The organism is Streptomyces sp. NPDC030222 (assembly GCF_055573115.1).
The window spans coordinates 89,887-104,121 of the sequence record NZ_JBVICA010000013.1; the positions used below are offsets into that span (position 1 = coordinate 89,887).

Annotated in this window: 11 protein-coding genes and 1 tRNA gene; 5 read left to right on the top strand and 7 right to left on the bottom strand. The window is 70.5% G+C overall.

Annotation, left to right across the window (positions count from 1 at the left end; translation table 11 throughout):
- The first annotated feature begins 36 nt into the window (after positions 1-36).
- Positions 37-981: an FG-GAP-like repeat-containing protein gene (locus ACZ4Z5_RS19955; RefSeq protein ID WP_468264499.1), complete on the top strand. Its 945-nt coding sequence runs from the start codon at positions 37-39 to the stop codon at positions 979-981.
- A gap of 359 nt (positions 982-1,340) precedes the next feature.
- Positions 1,341-2,306, top strand: coding sequence for an FG-GAP repeat domain-containing protein (locus ACZ4Z5_RS19960; protein WP_468264705.1), 966 nt, complete (start codon positions 1,341-1,343; stop codon positions 2,304-2,306).
- A 66-nt stretch (positions 2,307-2,372) separates the two neighbouring features.
- Here ACZ4Z5_RS19960 and ACZ4Z5_RS19965 read toward each other — a convergent pair whose 3' ends face one another.
- Positions 2,373-2,948, bottom strand: a complete 576-nt coding sequence (locus ACZ4Z5_RS19965) for a hypothetical protein (protein ID WP_468264501.1) — start codon at positions 2,946-2,948, stop codon at positions 2,373-2,375.
- Positions 2,949-3,233: 285 nt separating this feature from the next.
- Here ACZ4Z5_RS19965 and ACZ4Z5_RS19970 point away from each other — a divergent pair, with 285 nt between their 5' ends.
- The gene (locus tag ACZ4Z5_RS19970; protein ID WP_468264503.1) at positions 3,234-3,446 is read left to right on the top strand and encodes a hypothetical protein; all 213 of its coding nucleotides are present in this window, start codon (positions 3,234-3,236) and stop codon (positions 3,444-3,446) included.
- Between the two features lie 189 nt (positions 3,447-3,635).
- Here the strand turns inward: ACZ4Z5_RS19970 and ACZ4Z5_RS19975 are convergent, their stop codons facing one another.
- The 3 genes from ACZ4Z5_RS19975 to ACZ4Z5_RS19985 all read right to left on the bottom strand — a co-directional run bounded on the left by ACZ4Z5_RS19975 (position 3,636) and on the right by ACZ4Z5_RS19985 (position 6,151).
- On the bottom strand, positions 3,636-4,553 hold the full coding sequence (locus ACZ4Z5_RS19975) for a glutamate ABC transporter substrate-binding protein (protein ID WP_468264505.1): 918 nt from the start codon (positions 4,551-4,553) through the stop codon (positions 3,636-3,638).
- A gap of 947 nt (positions 4,554-5,500) precedes the next feature.
- Positions 5,501-5,920 (bottom strand): hypothetical protein, encoded by a 420-nt coding sequence (locus ACZ4Z5_RS19980; protein ID WP_468264507.1) that lies wholly within the window; start codon positions 5,918-5,920, stop codon positions 5,501-5,503.
- Between the two features lie 149 nt (positions 5,921-6,069).
- Positions 6,070-6,151 (bottom strand) — tRNA-Tyr (locus tag ACZ4Z5_RS19985).
- 170 nt (positions 6,152-6,321) lie between these two features.
- On the opposite strand from ACZ4Z5_RS19985, the gene ACZ4Z5_RS19990 reads away from it, so the two are divergent.
- Positions 6,322-6,810, top strand: a complete 489-nt coding sequence (locus ACZ4Z5_RS19990; RefSeq protein WP_468264509.1) for a YajQ family cyclic di-GMP-binding protein — start codon at positions 6,322-6,324, stop codon at positions 6,808-6,810.
- 250 nt (positions 6,811-7,060) lie between these two features.
- Here ACZ4Z5_RS19990 and ACZ4Z5_RS19995 read toward each other — a convergent pair whose 3' ends face one another.
- Complete coding sequence (locus tag ACZ4Z5_RS19995; RefSeq protein ID WP_468264511.1) at positions 7,061-10,417, bottom strand: AAA family ATPase; 3,357 nt, start codon at positions 10,415-10,417, stop codon at positions 7,061-7,063.
- Between the two features lie 282 nt (positions 10,418-10,699).
- Positions 10,700-12,394 carry a S8 family peptidase gene (locus ACZ4Z5_RS20000; RefSeq protein ID WP_468264707.1) on the bottom strand — a complete coding sequence of 565 codons (1,695 nt, stop codon included), beginning with the start codon at positions 12,392-12,394 and terminating at the stop codon, positions 10,700-10,702.
- A 762-nt stretch (positions 12,395-13,156) separates the two neighbouring features.
- Between ACZ4Z5_RS20000 and ACZ4Z5_RS20005 the strand changes: the two genes are divergently transcribed.
- Positions 13,157-13,837 (top strand): alpha-ketoglutarate-dependent dioxygenase AlkB family protein, encoded by a 681-nt coding sequence (locus ACZ4Z5_RS20005; RefSeq protein WP_468264513.1) that lies wholly within the window; start codon positions 13,157-13,159, stop codon positions 13,835-13,837.
- A 113-nt stretch (positions 13,838-13,950) separates the two neighbouring features.
- On the opposite strand, the gene ACZ4Z5_RS20010 is transcribed toward ACZ4Z5_RS20005, so the two are convergent.
- Positions 13,951-14,220 (bottom strand): GlsB/YeaQ/YmgE family stress response membrane protein, encoded by a 270-nt coding sequence (locus tag ACZ4Z5_RS20010; protein ID WP_468264515.1) that lies wholly within the window; start codon positions 14,218-14,220, stop codon positions 13,951-13,953.
- Positions 14,221-14,235 lie beyond the last annotated feature (15 nt).

Consider the following 14,235-nt stretch of genomic DNA (forward strand, 5'->3'; position numbering starts at 1 on the left):
TCGCTTTGAGCTTTCCGCTCATCAACGGGAGACCGAGTGACATCCATTTCGCGCACGATGCGCAAGGCGCTGCCCGCGGCCCTGGCCGCGATCACGCTCGGCGGCGCCGCACTGGCCTCGGCGCCGGCGGCGCAGGCCGCGGACCCGCAGCCGGCCGACGCGGCCGCACGGGTCATCGCCCAGGTGGCCAAGGGAGCCACGAACGGCAAGAGCGCCCGCTTCGGCGGCGCCGCGTACGAGACGTCCTGGAACGGCGACGACCGTGCGGACCTCTTCGCCCGCAAGTCCGACGGCAAGGCCTACATGTACTACTCGCGGGGGACCTCTCTCGGCGGCCAGCAGTACATGGAATCCTTCTGGAACGCCTTCGACACGGTCCGCCAGGCCGACCTCGACAACGACAAGAAGCCGGACCTGCTGTTCCGTCGCTGGGACGGTGTGCTGTACGCCGGGCTGGCCAAGAGCACCACGCCCGTGACGATCGGATCCGGCTGGGGCTCGTACAAGAACCTCACCGTCACCGGTGACGTCACCGGCGACGGCAAGGTCGACCTGAACGCCACCGACGCGGCCGGCAACTTCTACCTGTGGAAGGGCAACGGCAACGGTACGTTCGGCGCCCGCACCAAGGTCGGCTCCGGCTGGGGCAGCTACACCGTCATCGGCCGCGGTGACTACAGCGGCGACGGCAAGCCCGACCTGCTGGCCCGCGACCCGCAGGCGCGCCTGTGGATGTACAAGGGCACCGGCAGCTCCAGCTCGCCCTTCCTGGCGCGCGTCCAGATCGGCACCGGCTGGAACTTCAAGCACTACGTGTCCACCGGTGACATGACGGGCGACGGCAAGGCGGACTTCATCGTCGTCGACAAGACCGGCACGATGTACGGCTACCCGGGCCGCGGCTCCGCCACCGAGCCGTTCAAGCTCTCCAGCCGCTTCAAGATCGGCACAGGCTGGGGCAGCTTCACCCTCTTCGGCTGACACCCCCGGACGCAATGACGGCTCCGCTCCTCGCACGGCGAGGAGCGGAGCCGTTCGCTTTCCCGGAAGCCGGGCCGATCGCTTTCCGGCGTCAGGAGCGTTCCCTTTATTGCCTGGTGACGCGCAAGGAGAGTGATTGTAGGATCGGCCATCCTGGGGTGGGGGGATGAACGTTCCGCGTGTCCACCGGACATGCCCGCAGATGTGCGCGTCCGAATCGACCACGCGCCTTTCCGTGCGCCTTCCGTACGACGGCCTTCTCTCTTCTCCGGACCTTTCTTGCCCACCGGCCCGTGACGTGCGCACCGCCCATGCCACACGGCCGTGTTGTCGATCGACAGGAGATCTGTGTGAGATCCATGCCCCGGAGAGTCCGCAAGGCCCTCCCTGCCGCCGTGGCCGCCCTCGCGCTCGGCGCCGGAGTCCTCGCCGGCGCCCCCGCCGCCCAGGCCGCTCCGGCCGTCACGCCGCCCACGCCGTACGACGTCGTGAGCCCCGAGACGAGCGCCGCCCTCACCAAGTACCGTGAGGCCCGGAGTCAGCAGGCACTGTCGAAGCCGGCCCGGCAGGTGGCTGGCGGCCCCGAGATCAGCTACAACGGCGACTACCTCGCCGACCTGTTCGCCCGTAAGACCAACGGCGACTCCTACGTCTACATCTCCCGCGGCAACCGCCTTGGCGCGGGCGAGTTCTGGAGCGCCATCCCCGGGGCCGACCTGGCACGTCAGGCCGACACGGACGACGACGGCATCGTCGACCTCATCCTGCGGGACCTCGAGGGCTACCTGTTCACGTACAGCACCGAGATCCAGGACTGGGTGCTCATCGGCAGCGGCTGGGGCGGCTACAAGAACATCACCGTCACCGGTGACGTCACGGGTGACGGCAAGGCCGACCTGAACGCCACCGACGCGGCCGGCAACCTCTGGCTCTTCAAGGGCCGCAGCGACGGCACCTTCGGCAGCAAGACCAAGGTCGGCTCCGGCTGGGGCAATTACATCGTCATCGGCCACGGCGACTACAGCGGCGATGCCAGGGCGGACCTGCTGGCCCGCGACCCGCAGGGCCGGATGTGGATGTACAAGGGCACCGGCGTGTCCACGACCCCCTTCAAGGCGCGCGTCCAGATCGGCACCGGCTGGAACTTCACCGCCTACGTCTCCCCCGGCGACTTCACGGGCGACGGCAAGTCGGACTTCATCGTCCGGGCGTCCGACGGGACGCTGTACGTCTACCCGGGCAGTGGTTCGTCCACCAAGCCGTTCAACCTCTCCAGCCGCATAAAGATCGGCACGGGCTGGAACAACTTCAACCTCTTCGGCTGAGCCGAGCCGCGTACGACCGGCTCCCTGTTCGCGCCCTCCGCGGCGCCGGCAGGGAGCCGTCCCGTTTCACACCGCCGGCGCCGAAGACTCGGACACCTCTCCCATCGCCAGGGACCAGCGCACACCCGAGGACGCCGTGACGGACAGCCACGAGCCGGGATGCGATGTCACCATTCCGATGAGGTCGTACGTACCGCTCGCTTCCTTCGCCTCGCACTCGTGAGTGAAGGTGACGTCCTTCGGCAGCAGCCTGACCGTCACCCTCCCCTCACCCCGGCACACCACGCCGACGGACACGGTTCCCGGACCGACGGTCCCCTCCACGGGTATCTGCACGCTGCCCGTCGCGCCGGCCACACGGGCCATCGGCCGCTCGTCCGGAAGCGCGGACGGCACGGTCTCGCTCACCCTGCTCCCGGAGCTCCGGTCGGCGCTCGAGTGGCCGCCGGGCGGCGCCACGGGGCTCGCGCCCGGAACCGCGACGGCCACGGTCGGGGTACCGGTCCGGGCACTGGTCCCGGCCGTCGGCTGCAGCTTCGGGGGAGCCTCGGCCGCCGTGCGGACGAGGCCGCCGCTGCTGCACGCCGTCAGGGCGCCGCAGAGGAGGACTCCGCCGGCGAGAAGCGCCGCTGTCCTGCGCATCGAAACCTCCTGCCGTTCGAGAGCGGACGCCCCTCCCATGCACCGTCCGCTCCGGTCAGTTCAGCACGGCCCTCGGTCCAAGTGGGCTTTCCTGAGCAAGAGTTGAGCTACGGGTTACGGGCTGCGCGCAGAGACCGCACAGGGATGTCCAGCGGGACCGCTCCACTCGGCGGACCAGTCGCGCGGCGGCCGTTCCGCTCTCTTTTTGACAGTGCTCCGAGACGGGTGGAGGGTGGATACGGGATAAAAGTCCCGTAAGCGATTGATGCTCGGAGGTGCGTGGGTATGCGCCGCAGGATCATTGCTGCAGTCTCGGCAGGCGTCGCAGGGCTCGTACTCGGCGTGCTGCCGGCGGCCGACGCGTTCGCCGCGAACGACACCAGGGTCGACAACCGCTGCTCCAGCTGGAGGGGCTGGGACAGCCGCCACCACTGCGACTTCTTCTTCCCGAGGAACTTCGACAGCAACTTCGTGATCATCCTGGTCTCGGTGCCGTAACCGTCGCCACTGCAGTCCCTCACCAGCACGGCTGAACGAGGCCGTCCCCACCGGGAGCCTCAGCGGGTGCCCCGACGCGAGACGGCCGACGGTCCTGCACTGCCCGCACCGGCTCAGCATCACTGCACAAATGGCCCCTGATCCGCGTTTCCGCAGATCAGGGGCCATTTCAGAATGTGGGGGCCGACGTCAGCCGATCGGCGGCATCTGGATGCCGAACCCGGACCTGCCGAGCGTGGAGTCGTACGCCTTCCTCCAGTCGCCGTTCTGCGCGTGCTTCTTCAGCGCGGCCGTGATGGCGTTCTGCAGGACCGAGTCCCCCTTGAGCAGGCCGACCCCGTACGGCTCCTCGGACAGCTTCTCACCGAGGATGCGGAGCTCGCCGATGTGCTCGACGGCGTAGCCCGTGAGGATCGCGTCGTCCGTGGTGACGGCGTCGACCTTGCCGGCCAGCAGGCTTTCCACGCAGTTCGAGTAGGACTTGTACTCGACCGGAACGGCGTCGTAGTCCCCGCTCCGGATTCGCTTGATGGACGTCGATCCGGTCACCGAGCACACGGTCCGGCCCTTGAGGTCCTTGGTGCTGTTGATGTCCCTCTCGGTGCCCCGCGCTCTGACGAGGAGGTCCTGACCCGCGATGAAGTAGGGGCCGGCGAAGTCCACCACGCGCTTGCGCTCGTCGGTGATCGTGTAGGTGCCGACGTAGAAGTCGACCTGGCCGTTGACGATCGCCTTCTCGCGGTCCGACGACGGGACCGTCTTGAAGTCGATCTTGTCCTCGCCGAATCCGAGGTCGGCGGCGACCATCTTGGCTATCTCGATGTCGAACCCGGAGTACTTCTTCGTAAAGGAGTCGTAGAAGCCGAGGTTGGGCTGGTCTCCCTTGACGCCGATGGTGATCCGGCCGTCCTTGCCGATGCGGTCGATCGTCGGCGAGCCCGTGAGATCGACATCCGCCGCCACCGTATAAGCCCGAGCCGTGTCCTCCTTCTTGCGCGAGGAACCGGAGTCGTCACCGGGCGTCCAAATGGTCAGGACGAGCACTGCGACAACAACAGCGGCGAGCACCACGAAGGCGAACCCGGAGGCAACTTTCAAGGATTTCATGGAGAGACATACCTTGCATCGTCGGACATACGGTGAGCGGACCCGGACCGGAGAGCGGCGACGCTGCCGCAGGGGGCCGGGGGTGTGGCGAACGCAAGGACCGGAGCAATTCCCCGGCAGCGCGGTGGCTTCCGGTCCGGCAGTGCTCCGGTCAGGGGCCGTGGACACCACTCGGTCGGCGCGTCGTGCGTCGCGACGGCCGTCCTGGCGATGAACACGATGTCGGCCGCCCCCGGGCGAGTTGCCGTGACCACTTCCAGCACCTCGTTGATCATTCTTTGGTTCGAGTGCGGAAGTGTGCTCTCGGAAAGCATCACCTTCAGCTCTGCGGCCGGAGCGCGAGTGTCGCCCGGCGGAGCCGACCCTAGGCTCCGCACGGTGAATTGTCAGCAGCTCCGAGCCGGGCCGGCGATCACGATTTGGGCACCGCTTTGCGCATCTTTACAAACCAGTGGGTAACGCCACAGCGGTCCGGTGTTGCGCCGACCGCGATTCCCTGATCGCAGGATCGGCGGATTCCTCTGCACGGCATCCTCGTCGCGGACCCTCTGCGCGGCCGGCACCCGGGTTGCAGATGATCGGTAGTGCGGTGGCCGTGGCCGCCGGCACGGTCATCAGGGACGCAGCCATAAAGGCGGCCGCAGCCGCGGCAGCGAACTTCTCGTTCATTTCCCCCTTTGAATACGAGCGTTGAAGTGCTCGCCGAATGTGAGCGTCGAGGCGCCGCCACCGCCGGGCCCTGTCACCCTCGGTCACCGAAGCTTTTCTAACCGTGATCGCCCCAGGCGGGCAAGGAAGTTGAGGAGGAATTGAGCTGAAGGACGCGGTGAGCCATCCGAAGCGAAAGCGGCAAACGGCCCCGTGACGGGCCCGGGCCCGGCGAAGCCGGGCGCCCGAGCGTGCCCGCAGGACGGTCGGCGCCGTGCCCCTGACGCGACTACGCCGCGTCAGTCTCCGTTGCCGTGCGCAGCGCCCCGGACAAGCTTCCCCGGGCCGCACCGGCGGGCCCGTAGGAAGCGCAGCAGGCGTGCGACGCCGTAGCCGAGCACCCAGGGCAGCACCGTGATGCCCCCGACGTACACGGCCAGGTAGCCGAGGAACTCGTCCAAGTGCGCCGGCGGCTCCACGGCACCGTCCACCCGCACCGGCCGGTCCCACTTGCTCAGCGGGAAGACCATGAAGATCGCCGAGGTCACCACCGGTATCAGCGGGACCAGCACCGACCACAGCCGAGGCCGCGGTCCGGGCGTCGAGGCGCACCACGCCCCCAGCGACACCATGGCGAACGGCCCGGCCGGCACCCACAGCACCGCCGGGAACAGCAGCAGCACCCACCACTCGTCCGAGTACCCGAACATCATCGGCATTGCCCCCCTGGTATCGGCCGCCCGCCCCTCAGGGCTCCCTCCCCCGTCACATACCAGCGTGAACCACGCGAGACGGTTGCGTTGCGGCCACGCAATACGCCGATGGCCCCTGATCCGTGTTTCCGCAGATCAGGGGCCATCTCTTCACGTGGCGGCGCCAGGATTCGAACCTGGGTAGGCTAAGCCGACGGATTTACAGTCCGCTCCCATTGGCCACTCGGGCACACCGCCATGGGATGTCGCCTATGGATCGACCGCGCTCTCGCGGTTCCCCGTGGCAACGACGTAAACAATACCTGATGCCGGGGGGTGCTTCGCCACCGGATTGATCAGGGTGGGGGGTGCGGGGGTGGCTAGGCTTTGGGCGTATCCCCGACATCCGATGCAAGGAGCCACAGGACATGGCCGACTCCAGTTTCGACATCGTCTCGAAGGTCGAGCGGCAGGAGGTCGACAACGCCCTCAACCAGGCCGCGAAGGAGATCGCGCAGCGGTACGACTTCAAGAACGTGGGCGCCTCGATCTCGTGGTCCGGCGAGAAGATCCTGATGCAGGCGAACTCCGAGGAGCGTGTCAACGCGATCCTCGACGTCTTCCAGTCGAAGCTGATCAAGCGCGGCATCTCGCTGAAGGCGCTGGAAGCCGGTGAGCCGCAGCTGTCCGGCAAGGAGTACAAGATCTTCGCGTCGATCCAGGAGGGCATCTCCCAGGAGAACGCCAAGAAGGTCGCGAAGATCATCCGTGACGAGGGTCCGAAGGGAGTCAAGGCCCAGGTGCAGGGCGAGGAGCTGCGGGTGAGCTCCAAGAGCCGTGACGACCTGCAGGCTGTGATCGCGCTGCTGAAGGGCAAGGACTTCGACTTCGCCCTCCAGTTCGTGAACTACCGCTGATCCAGGTCTTCGGCCTGCACGAACGCGGCTGACCGACCCTGACCGACCCTGAAAGGGCACAACGGGGCACATCGCCGAGGACCGCCTCGACGGCTGCCCGCGTTGTGCCCTCGTCGTATGGCGCCGCGGTGTGCGTACGTGTCGAGCGCGGACGGCCGGCCGGAGGACTCGGCCGACGCCGTCCGCGAAGGCGTTCCTTCACCGACGTACCGCGACGGGAGCCGCCTCACCGTACGGGCGCCGGAGGCGTTCAGAGACCCGGCTGAGAGGTCCGGGCGCTCAGCGCGGTGGCGAGCTGGGCCCGTGAGCGGACATCGAGCTTCTGGTAGATGCGGGTCAGACGTGCCTCGACGGTCTTGACGCTCAGGTAGAGCTTGGCGGCTGCCTCCTGGTTGCTGGCGCCCTGGCCGACCAGCAGAGCGAGGCGGCGCTCCGCCTCGGTGAGGGAGGACAAGGGGGACAGTGCTCCGCCCTGGGCGGGGGGTGCATCGGAGCGGGCCGGTGTTTCGTTGGCCAGGGCGAGCCATGGACGTGCGCCGGCGCGTTCGAAGACCGCGGCGGCGGCCTGGAGCGCAGCCTGGGCAGGGGACTTCCTGCGGCGGCGGCGTTCGACACGGGCCAGGGCTATCAGGGCGCGGCCCTGCTCCAGCGGGAGGCCGGCGGCGGCGTAGCGTTCGGCGGCCGCGGCGAGGAGTTCGACCGCCTCGCCCGGCTTTCCGGTCGCCGCGAGGCGGAGGGCGCGTACCCGGTCGCAGCCGAGCAGCACCGTCGTACGGCCGAGCCGCTCCGCGACGGGCCGTACGGAGGCGAGCAGTCCAGCGGCTTCCTCGGGGCAGTCGTTGGCGATGAGGGCCTCGGCGAGCTCCTCGTGCCAGCGGAGCACGGAGGGGTCGGCGGTGGCCTGGGCGCGTTCCCCGTCCTGGACGCGACGGAGGGTGTCGAGGGCGTTCGCCACGTCGCCGGTGATGAGCTGGATCCGGCCCAGCGCGTACAGGCTGCGGGAGAGGAACACGTGGTCGCCCTCCTCCTCGGAGGCCTGGGCGCTGCGGCGTGCGTAGTGTTCCGCGCGGGTGAAGCTGCCCCCGGCGGTTTCGGCGATCGCGATGGCGTACCACGCGGGGCCGGGTGAGAGTCCGGCTTCCAGCGTGAGGGCGAGCGACCTGCCCGCGTGGGAGACGGCCGCGGCGCAGAGTCCCTGCCGGGCCTCGATCTCGGCGAGGGTACGGAAGAGCTCGATCGCGTCCTCGACGGGCCCGCGGCGTTCGACGAGCGGCAGCAGGGCGTGGAGCTGTTCGCGCGCCTCGGTGAGACGGTCGTCGAAGAGTGCGTGACGGATGGTCAGGATCTGGGCGGCGTTGCGGACACCTGACGGCTGTTCGAGCATTTCGAGGGTGCGTGCCTCGGCAAGCGTGCGTTCGGCTTCCGGTGCTCCGAGGACGCGGTCCATGCGTGCGCGTATGGTCAGCGCCCTGGCAGCGGTCCGCTGGTCGCCGACCGAGGTCGCGAGGGTGGCCGCGGCGACCGCCGCGGCGCGCGACCGGACGGGATCGCCGTCGGCGAGGACGTACTTCACCGCGAGCCTGAGATGGACGGCGGCCCGGAGCGCGGTGTCGCCGGCGGCATCCTCCATGGCGTGCAGATAGGTCTCGTCGAGGTCCCCGAGTCCCTGTCCGGCGGTGTCGAGGACGGCGATGCGTACCCGGACGCGCTGGGGCGGTGAGGCGTCGCGGGCGAGCGCCTCGGTGGCGGCGCGCCGGGCGAGGTCGGAGCGGGCGGCCCGGGCCGCCTCCTCCGCGGCTTCCACGAGCCGGGTGAGGCGCTCGGCGCCGTGGTGGACGGGGGTGGACTCGGCGGCGAGCAGCGCCAGCTCGGCGGCGAGGGCGCGGTTGCCGCGGCGGCGGGCCGCATCGGCGGCCGCCGCGACGTCGGCGGCGATCCGCTCGTCCGGCACGTCCGTGGCGAGGGCGCGGTGCCGGGCCGCCTCCAACGGGTCGTCGGACGCAGCGGCGAGGGCGGCGTGGCCGGCACTGCGCTGCGTCCAGCACGCGTCGTGGACGAGAGTGGAGGCGAGCACGCCCGCGGTGAAGGTGACGGCGCCGTCCTCCGTGAGGGAGATGAGGTGGGCGCGTTCCGCGGTGGCGAGGTCGGCTTCGGCGGTCGGACGGCCCGTACGGCGGATCAGTGACGCCGTGGGGCGGAGCGCGAGCGCCGCGAGCAGAAGGGTCCCGTGGACGGACGGCGGTACGGAGGCGAGCATCTGGCGTGCAAGGTCCCGCGCGCGGCCGGACAGCGGGAGTTCCTCGGCGTGGTGGACCCGTGCCCTGGTGTCGGCGAGGGAGTGGCCCACCGCGAGGGCGAGGCGCGGATTGCCGCCGCTGGCGCGGTGGATGCGTCCGGCCATGCGGGCGGGCAGGTGGTGGTGGACGAGCAGTTCGGCGATCTCGTCGGCGTGCAGGGGCGGCACGAGCAGCACGTCCGCCTCGGAGGGTGCCCACAGGGGTTCGGCCACGCCGGTGTCGCCCGGCAGGCCGACCTCGGAAGCGCCGAGCCGCTGCCCGGCGCCGTAGTGCCTGGCCCCGGGAACATCGGCACCGAGCCGCTGGGCAGGGAGGGGTACGCCTGCCAGGGCCGGTGTCCCCGGGACGAGCGCGCCGGAGGACTGCGGGGCGGGGGCCGGAACGGAGGCGGGGGCGGCTCCGGGGAGCGTGGGTCCGGGCGGATCGACGCCGTAGGGCAGGGCGCCGGGGGCGGCCGGGGCGGGTGCCTCGGGGGCGGGGGCCGCGGGCACGTCCTGGGGGGTGGTGCCCGGGTACTGGGGGGTGGTGCCCGGGTACTGGGCGGCGAAGGGCGTCGCACCCGACGGCGGGATTCCTTCGATCGGCGTACCGGCCGAGGTCACGATGCCGTGCGGCGGCGTGTCCACCGACGGCACGAGCCCCTGCGCCGACGCACCGGCCGACGGCACGACCCCGTGAGTCGGCGTACCCGCCGACGGGCCGCCCGGGATAGCCCTGTCGGGGATCGGGTGCGGGCCGGAATCCCCGCCGGCCACGGTCTGGGCGCCGAAGGCCGGGGCAAGGTGCTCCCGGGCGCCGAAGGGCGGCACCGCGAAGGACGGTGCGCCGTAGGGCGGTGTGCCGACGGGCGGGGCGCCCAGGGTCGGGGTGTCGACGGCGACGACGCGGAGCGCGGGCGGCGCGAGGTGGAGGGCGAACCGGATCAGGTCCGCGCTCACGGTGTCGACGTGGTGGGTGTCGTCGACGATGAGCAGGGCGGGGCCCTCGGCCGTGAGGGAGCGCAGGACCTGGGCGACGGCGAGGCGCAGGGCGATGGGGTCCCAGCCGCCCTCGGGTATGGGGGCCTCGCGGCGGAGCATGGCGACGGCGGCGCTCTGCGGGCCGGGCAGGCCGGTGAGGGCGGACGGCGGTACGGAGGCGAGGAGCGCGGCGGCCGTGGCGCCGGGGACGGAGCGGTCGGCGGGCTGGGGCGCCAGCCGGAGGACGGTCTCGCCGCGGGCTTCGGCGCGGGCGGCCACCGCGAGGGCCACCTCGGTCTTGCCGACGCCTGCGGGTCCGCTGAGCAGGGCGCGGCCGCGGGTGGCCAGCACTCTGTCGAGGCGTGCCAGAAGTTCGCTCCGCCCGACCGGAGCATGACGGTCCGGCGCGTGGCGGTACGCCGCCGACTCCACGTGCGACCACCACCCTCTGGTGTGCGCGGACTTCGTTCCCCCGGGTCCTTCCGCGACGGGCCCGCGTGCAGAGGATACGAAGTCAACCGCCGGAGTCCAGGCCCTGCGTCCGGCATTCGGACGGGACGGCGGCGGGGCCCGTCGTCGGCGATTCACCGACGACAGGCCCCTGACCTGCTGTTTTCAGTTTTGTGGCACCTCTTAGAAGGTGAGGCTCCACGAGTCGATGTAGCCGGTGTCACCCGAGGCGACGTCGCGGACCCGCAGCTGCCAGGTGCCGTTGGCGACCTCGCTGGAGGCGTCGACGGTGTACGTCGCGAGGACGTTGTCGGCGCTGTCGGAGCCGGAGGAGGTCTTCAGGTTCCGCACGGTGCCGTCCGGGGCGATCAGGTCGATGACCAGGTCACCGCGCCAGGTGTGCTTGATGTCGACGCCGACCTTGAGGGCGGCCGGGGCGTTGCCGGTGCGGCCGGTGACGGCGATCGACGAGGTGGCTGTGCTGTTGTCCGCGATGGTCACGTTCGTAGTGTTGGTGAACGTGGCGCCGCCGGGCGTGGTGCCGGTGACGGCCTCGACCGTCTTGGCGGCGTCGGCGATGCCGGTGCCGCAGCCGCCGGTGCAGGTGCCGGGCAGCGGACGGGCGTTGTTCTTGATCGCGGTCTCGATCTCGGCCGGGGTGAGGGTGCTCTTGGCCGACTTGAGGAGCGCGGCGAGGCCGGCGATGTGCGGCGCGGCCATCGAGGTGCCCTGGTAGGGCTTGTAGTTCTCCAGCGACTGGGTGGTGGTGCCGGAGTTCAGCGTGGAGAGGATGCCGTTCTCGGGGGTGGTGACGGTGCCGGGCGTGTCGGTGCCGCGGCGGGTCTCACCGCCCGGGGCGGCGACGTCGATGATGCTGCCGTAGTTCGAGTAGAACGAGCGGTTGCCCTCGCGGCTGGTGGACGCGACGTTGATGATGTTGGAGCAGTTGGCCGGGGTGAATCCGGACGCGTTGGCGTTGCTGTTGCCGGCCGCGACGACGACGGTGGTGCCGCGCGACACGGCGCCGTTGATGGCGTTCTGGTAGACGCTCGGGCAGCTGGAGCTGGGGCCGCCGAGGCTCAGGTTGATGACCTTGGCCGGGGTCGGGTTGGCGGGGACGCCGGGGACGCTGCCGCCGGAGGCCCAGGTGATGGCGTCGGCGATGTCCGCGGAGGAGCCGCCGCACTTGCCGAGCACGCGGACGGGCTGGATCTTGGCGCCGTAGGCGATGCCGGCAACACCCTTGCCGTTGTGGGTGGTCGCGGCGATGGTGCCGGCGACGTGGGTGCCGTGCCAGGAGGAGTTGCTCGCCTTGGAGCCGACGCCGCACTCGCCGTCGGTGGCGTTCCAGTCGCCCTCGTCCTTGGCGTCGCCGTCACGGCCGTTGCCGTCGCGGGCGTCCGAGCCGGAGGAGATGAAGTCGTAGCCGGAGACGACGTTCGAGGCGAGGTCGGAGTGGGCGGCGTAGCCGGTGTCGATCACGGCGACGGTGACGCCGGAGCCGGTGGTCTTGTCCCAGGCGCCGGGCACGTTCATGCCGCCGGTGGCCTCGAAGAGGTCCCACTGCTTGGTGTACTCGGTGTCGTCGGGGGTGACCGCCATCGCGTAGGCGCGGATGTCGGGCTCGACGGAGGCGACGTTCGGGTCCGCCTTGAAGGCGGCCATGACCTCGGCGACGTCCTGCTTGCTGGTGCCGCTGCCCAGGTCGACGAGGGCGGCGCCGCCGGCGAGCCGGCGCTCGAAGGAGAGGCTCTCGCCGGTCTCCTCGGCCTTGTCCGCGGTGTCGCTCTTGGCGGCGGTGTTGGAAGTGGCCTCCGCGGTCGAGTTCTTGTAGGTCACGATGACCTTCTCGACCGGCGCGGACGGCAGTGCGGCCATGGCCTGGGAGGCAGGGGCCGGCTTCGGCGAGGGCGCCGCCTGGGCCGCCAGCGCCACGGAGGACGTGGCCGTGACGCCGAGGATCGTGGCGGTGGCCGCCACGACGGATATGAGTCTCCGCCTGGAACCGTTCAAGGTGTTCCCTTTCAAGGGCGTCTCCGGTGCGTTGCCGGAGCTGCTGACGGTGCGGTGCACGGGCGACGGCGCGGGTGCTGCGATGCGCGTGGGGGTTGCAGAGCGCAGCACCCGGGGCTTGGGGGTGCCCACTCGCCGTCGTCGGCGCGACGGCCCCTGGTCGGGGGGACGCCACCGGCAGCCTCATGATTCGCACGCCTCTGCCATTCGCCTGATCAGAGGCTGAAAACCACCGGTGCGCAGACACTAGGCAACGGCGGGATGAAGCCGATACGGGGAAAACCCTTGTCGGGCGCGAGGGACCGGGCCGCTTCGCACAGGGGGTGTGCAGGGCCGCTCACTTGGTCTGGACCTGATGGGCCGTCGAGGCATTACGGCACAGAACGGTGCAGGTCACCCGGCGTATCGTGGAGGGCGGAGACCGGAGGAGCAATGCGTCGGGAAGCGGAGGGACTCTCGCCATGACCCCGTACGAGACCCTCGACCGCCCTCGCGGCGACCCTCTGACCTCAGCCCGCGACGGTCACCCTCGTCGGCGCCTGCACGGCGTCCCGACGGCCGGAATCATACCCTGCGCGATCGGTGTGCTACCGTCCGCAGCCATGGACGCCCCCGGGGAGCCGGACCATGCCGACTGACGCGCTCTTCCCCCGCTCGCGGGCGGTGATCGCACCCGGTGCCGTGCACGTACCGGGATGGCTGACGCCGGGTCGTCAGCGCGAACTCGTCGCGGCCTGCCGCGCGTGGGCTCGGGCGCCCGTACCGATCCGGCACACCGTTCTCCCGGGCAACGGCGTGATGTCCGTACGGACGGTGTGCCTCGGCTGGCACTGGCAGCCCTACCGCTACTCGCGCACCGCCGACGACGTGAACGGCGCACGGGTGGCCGAACTTCCCGAGTGGCTGGTCGCGTTGGGCCGCGCAGCCGTCACCGCGGCTTACCAGGACGAGGCCGCCGGGACCGCGTACGAACCGGACGCGGCGCTCATCAACTTCTATGACGCCACAGCGAAGATGGGCATGCACCAGGACCGCGAGGAACGATGCGGGGCGCCCGTGGTGTCCCTGAGCATCGGCGACACCTGTGTCTTCCGGTTCGGCAACACCGAGGGCCGCGGGCGGCCCTACCAGGATGTCGAACTCGTCTCCGGGGACCTCTTCGTCTTCGGCGGGCCGTCCCGCTTCGCGTACCACGGAGTGCCCAGGGTGCTCGCCGGGACCGGTGATCCGGACCTCGGCCTGCGCGGTGGCGGAAGGCTCAACATCACCCTGCGGCAGACCGGGTTGAGCGACCGGCCGGACGACTGACCGTCCGCCGGCCACCCCACGGCACGGCTCAGTGGCGTCGCGGCCCGGCTCAGTCGCGTAGCTGCCCGGCTCAGTCGCGTAGCTGCCCGGCCCAACTGCGTCGCGGCCCCGGCTCAGCTGCGTCGCGAATGGCCGAACAGGATCCGGTACAGGATCAGCAGCACCAGCGAGCCGCCGATCGCCGCGGCCCATGTGGCCCCGTCGTAGAACTCCTTGACGATCGGCCGGTCCAGGAAGCGGGCGGAGAGCCACCCTCCGAGGAACGCACCCGCGATGCCGATCACCGTGGTGCCGATCAGCCCGCCCGGATCACGGCCCGGCAGGAGCACCTTGGCCACGACTCCGGCGACGAGCCCGAGAACGATCCAGCTGATGAAGCCCATGTCCCGCATACCTGC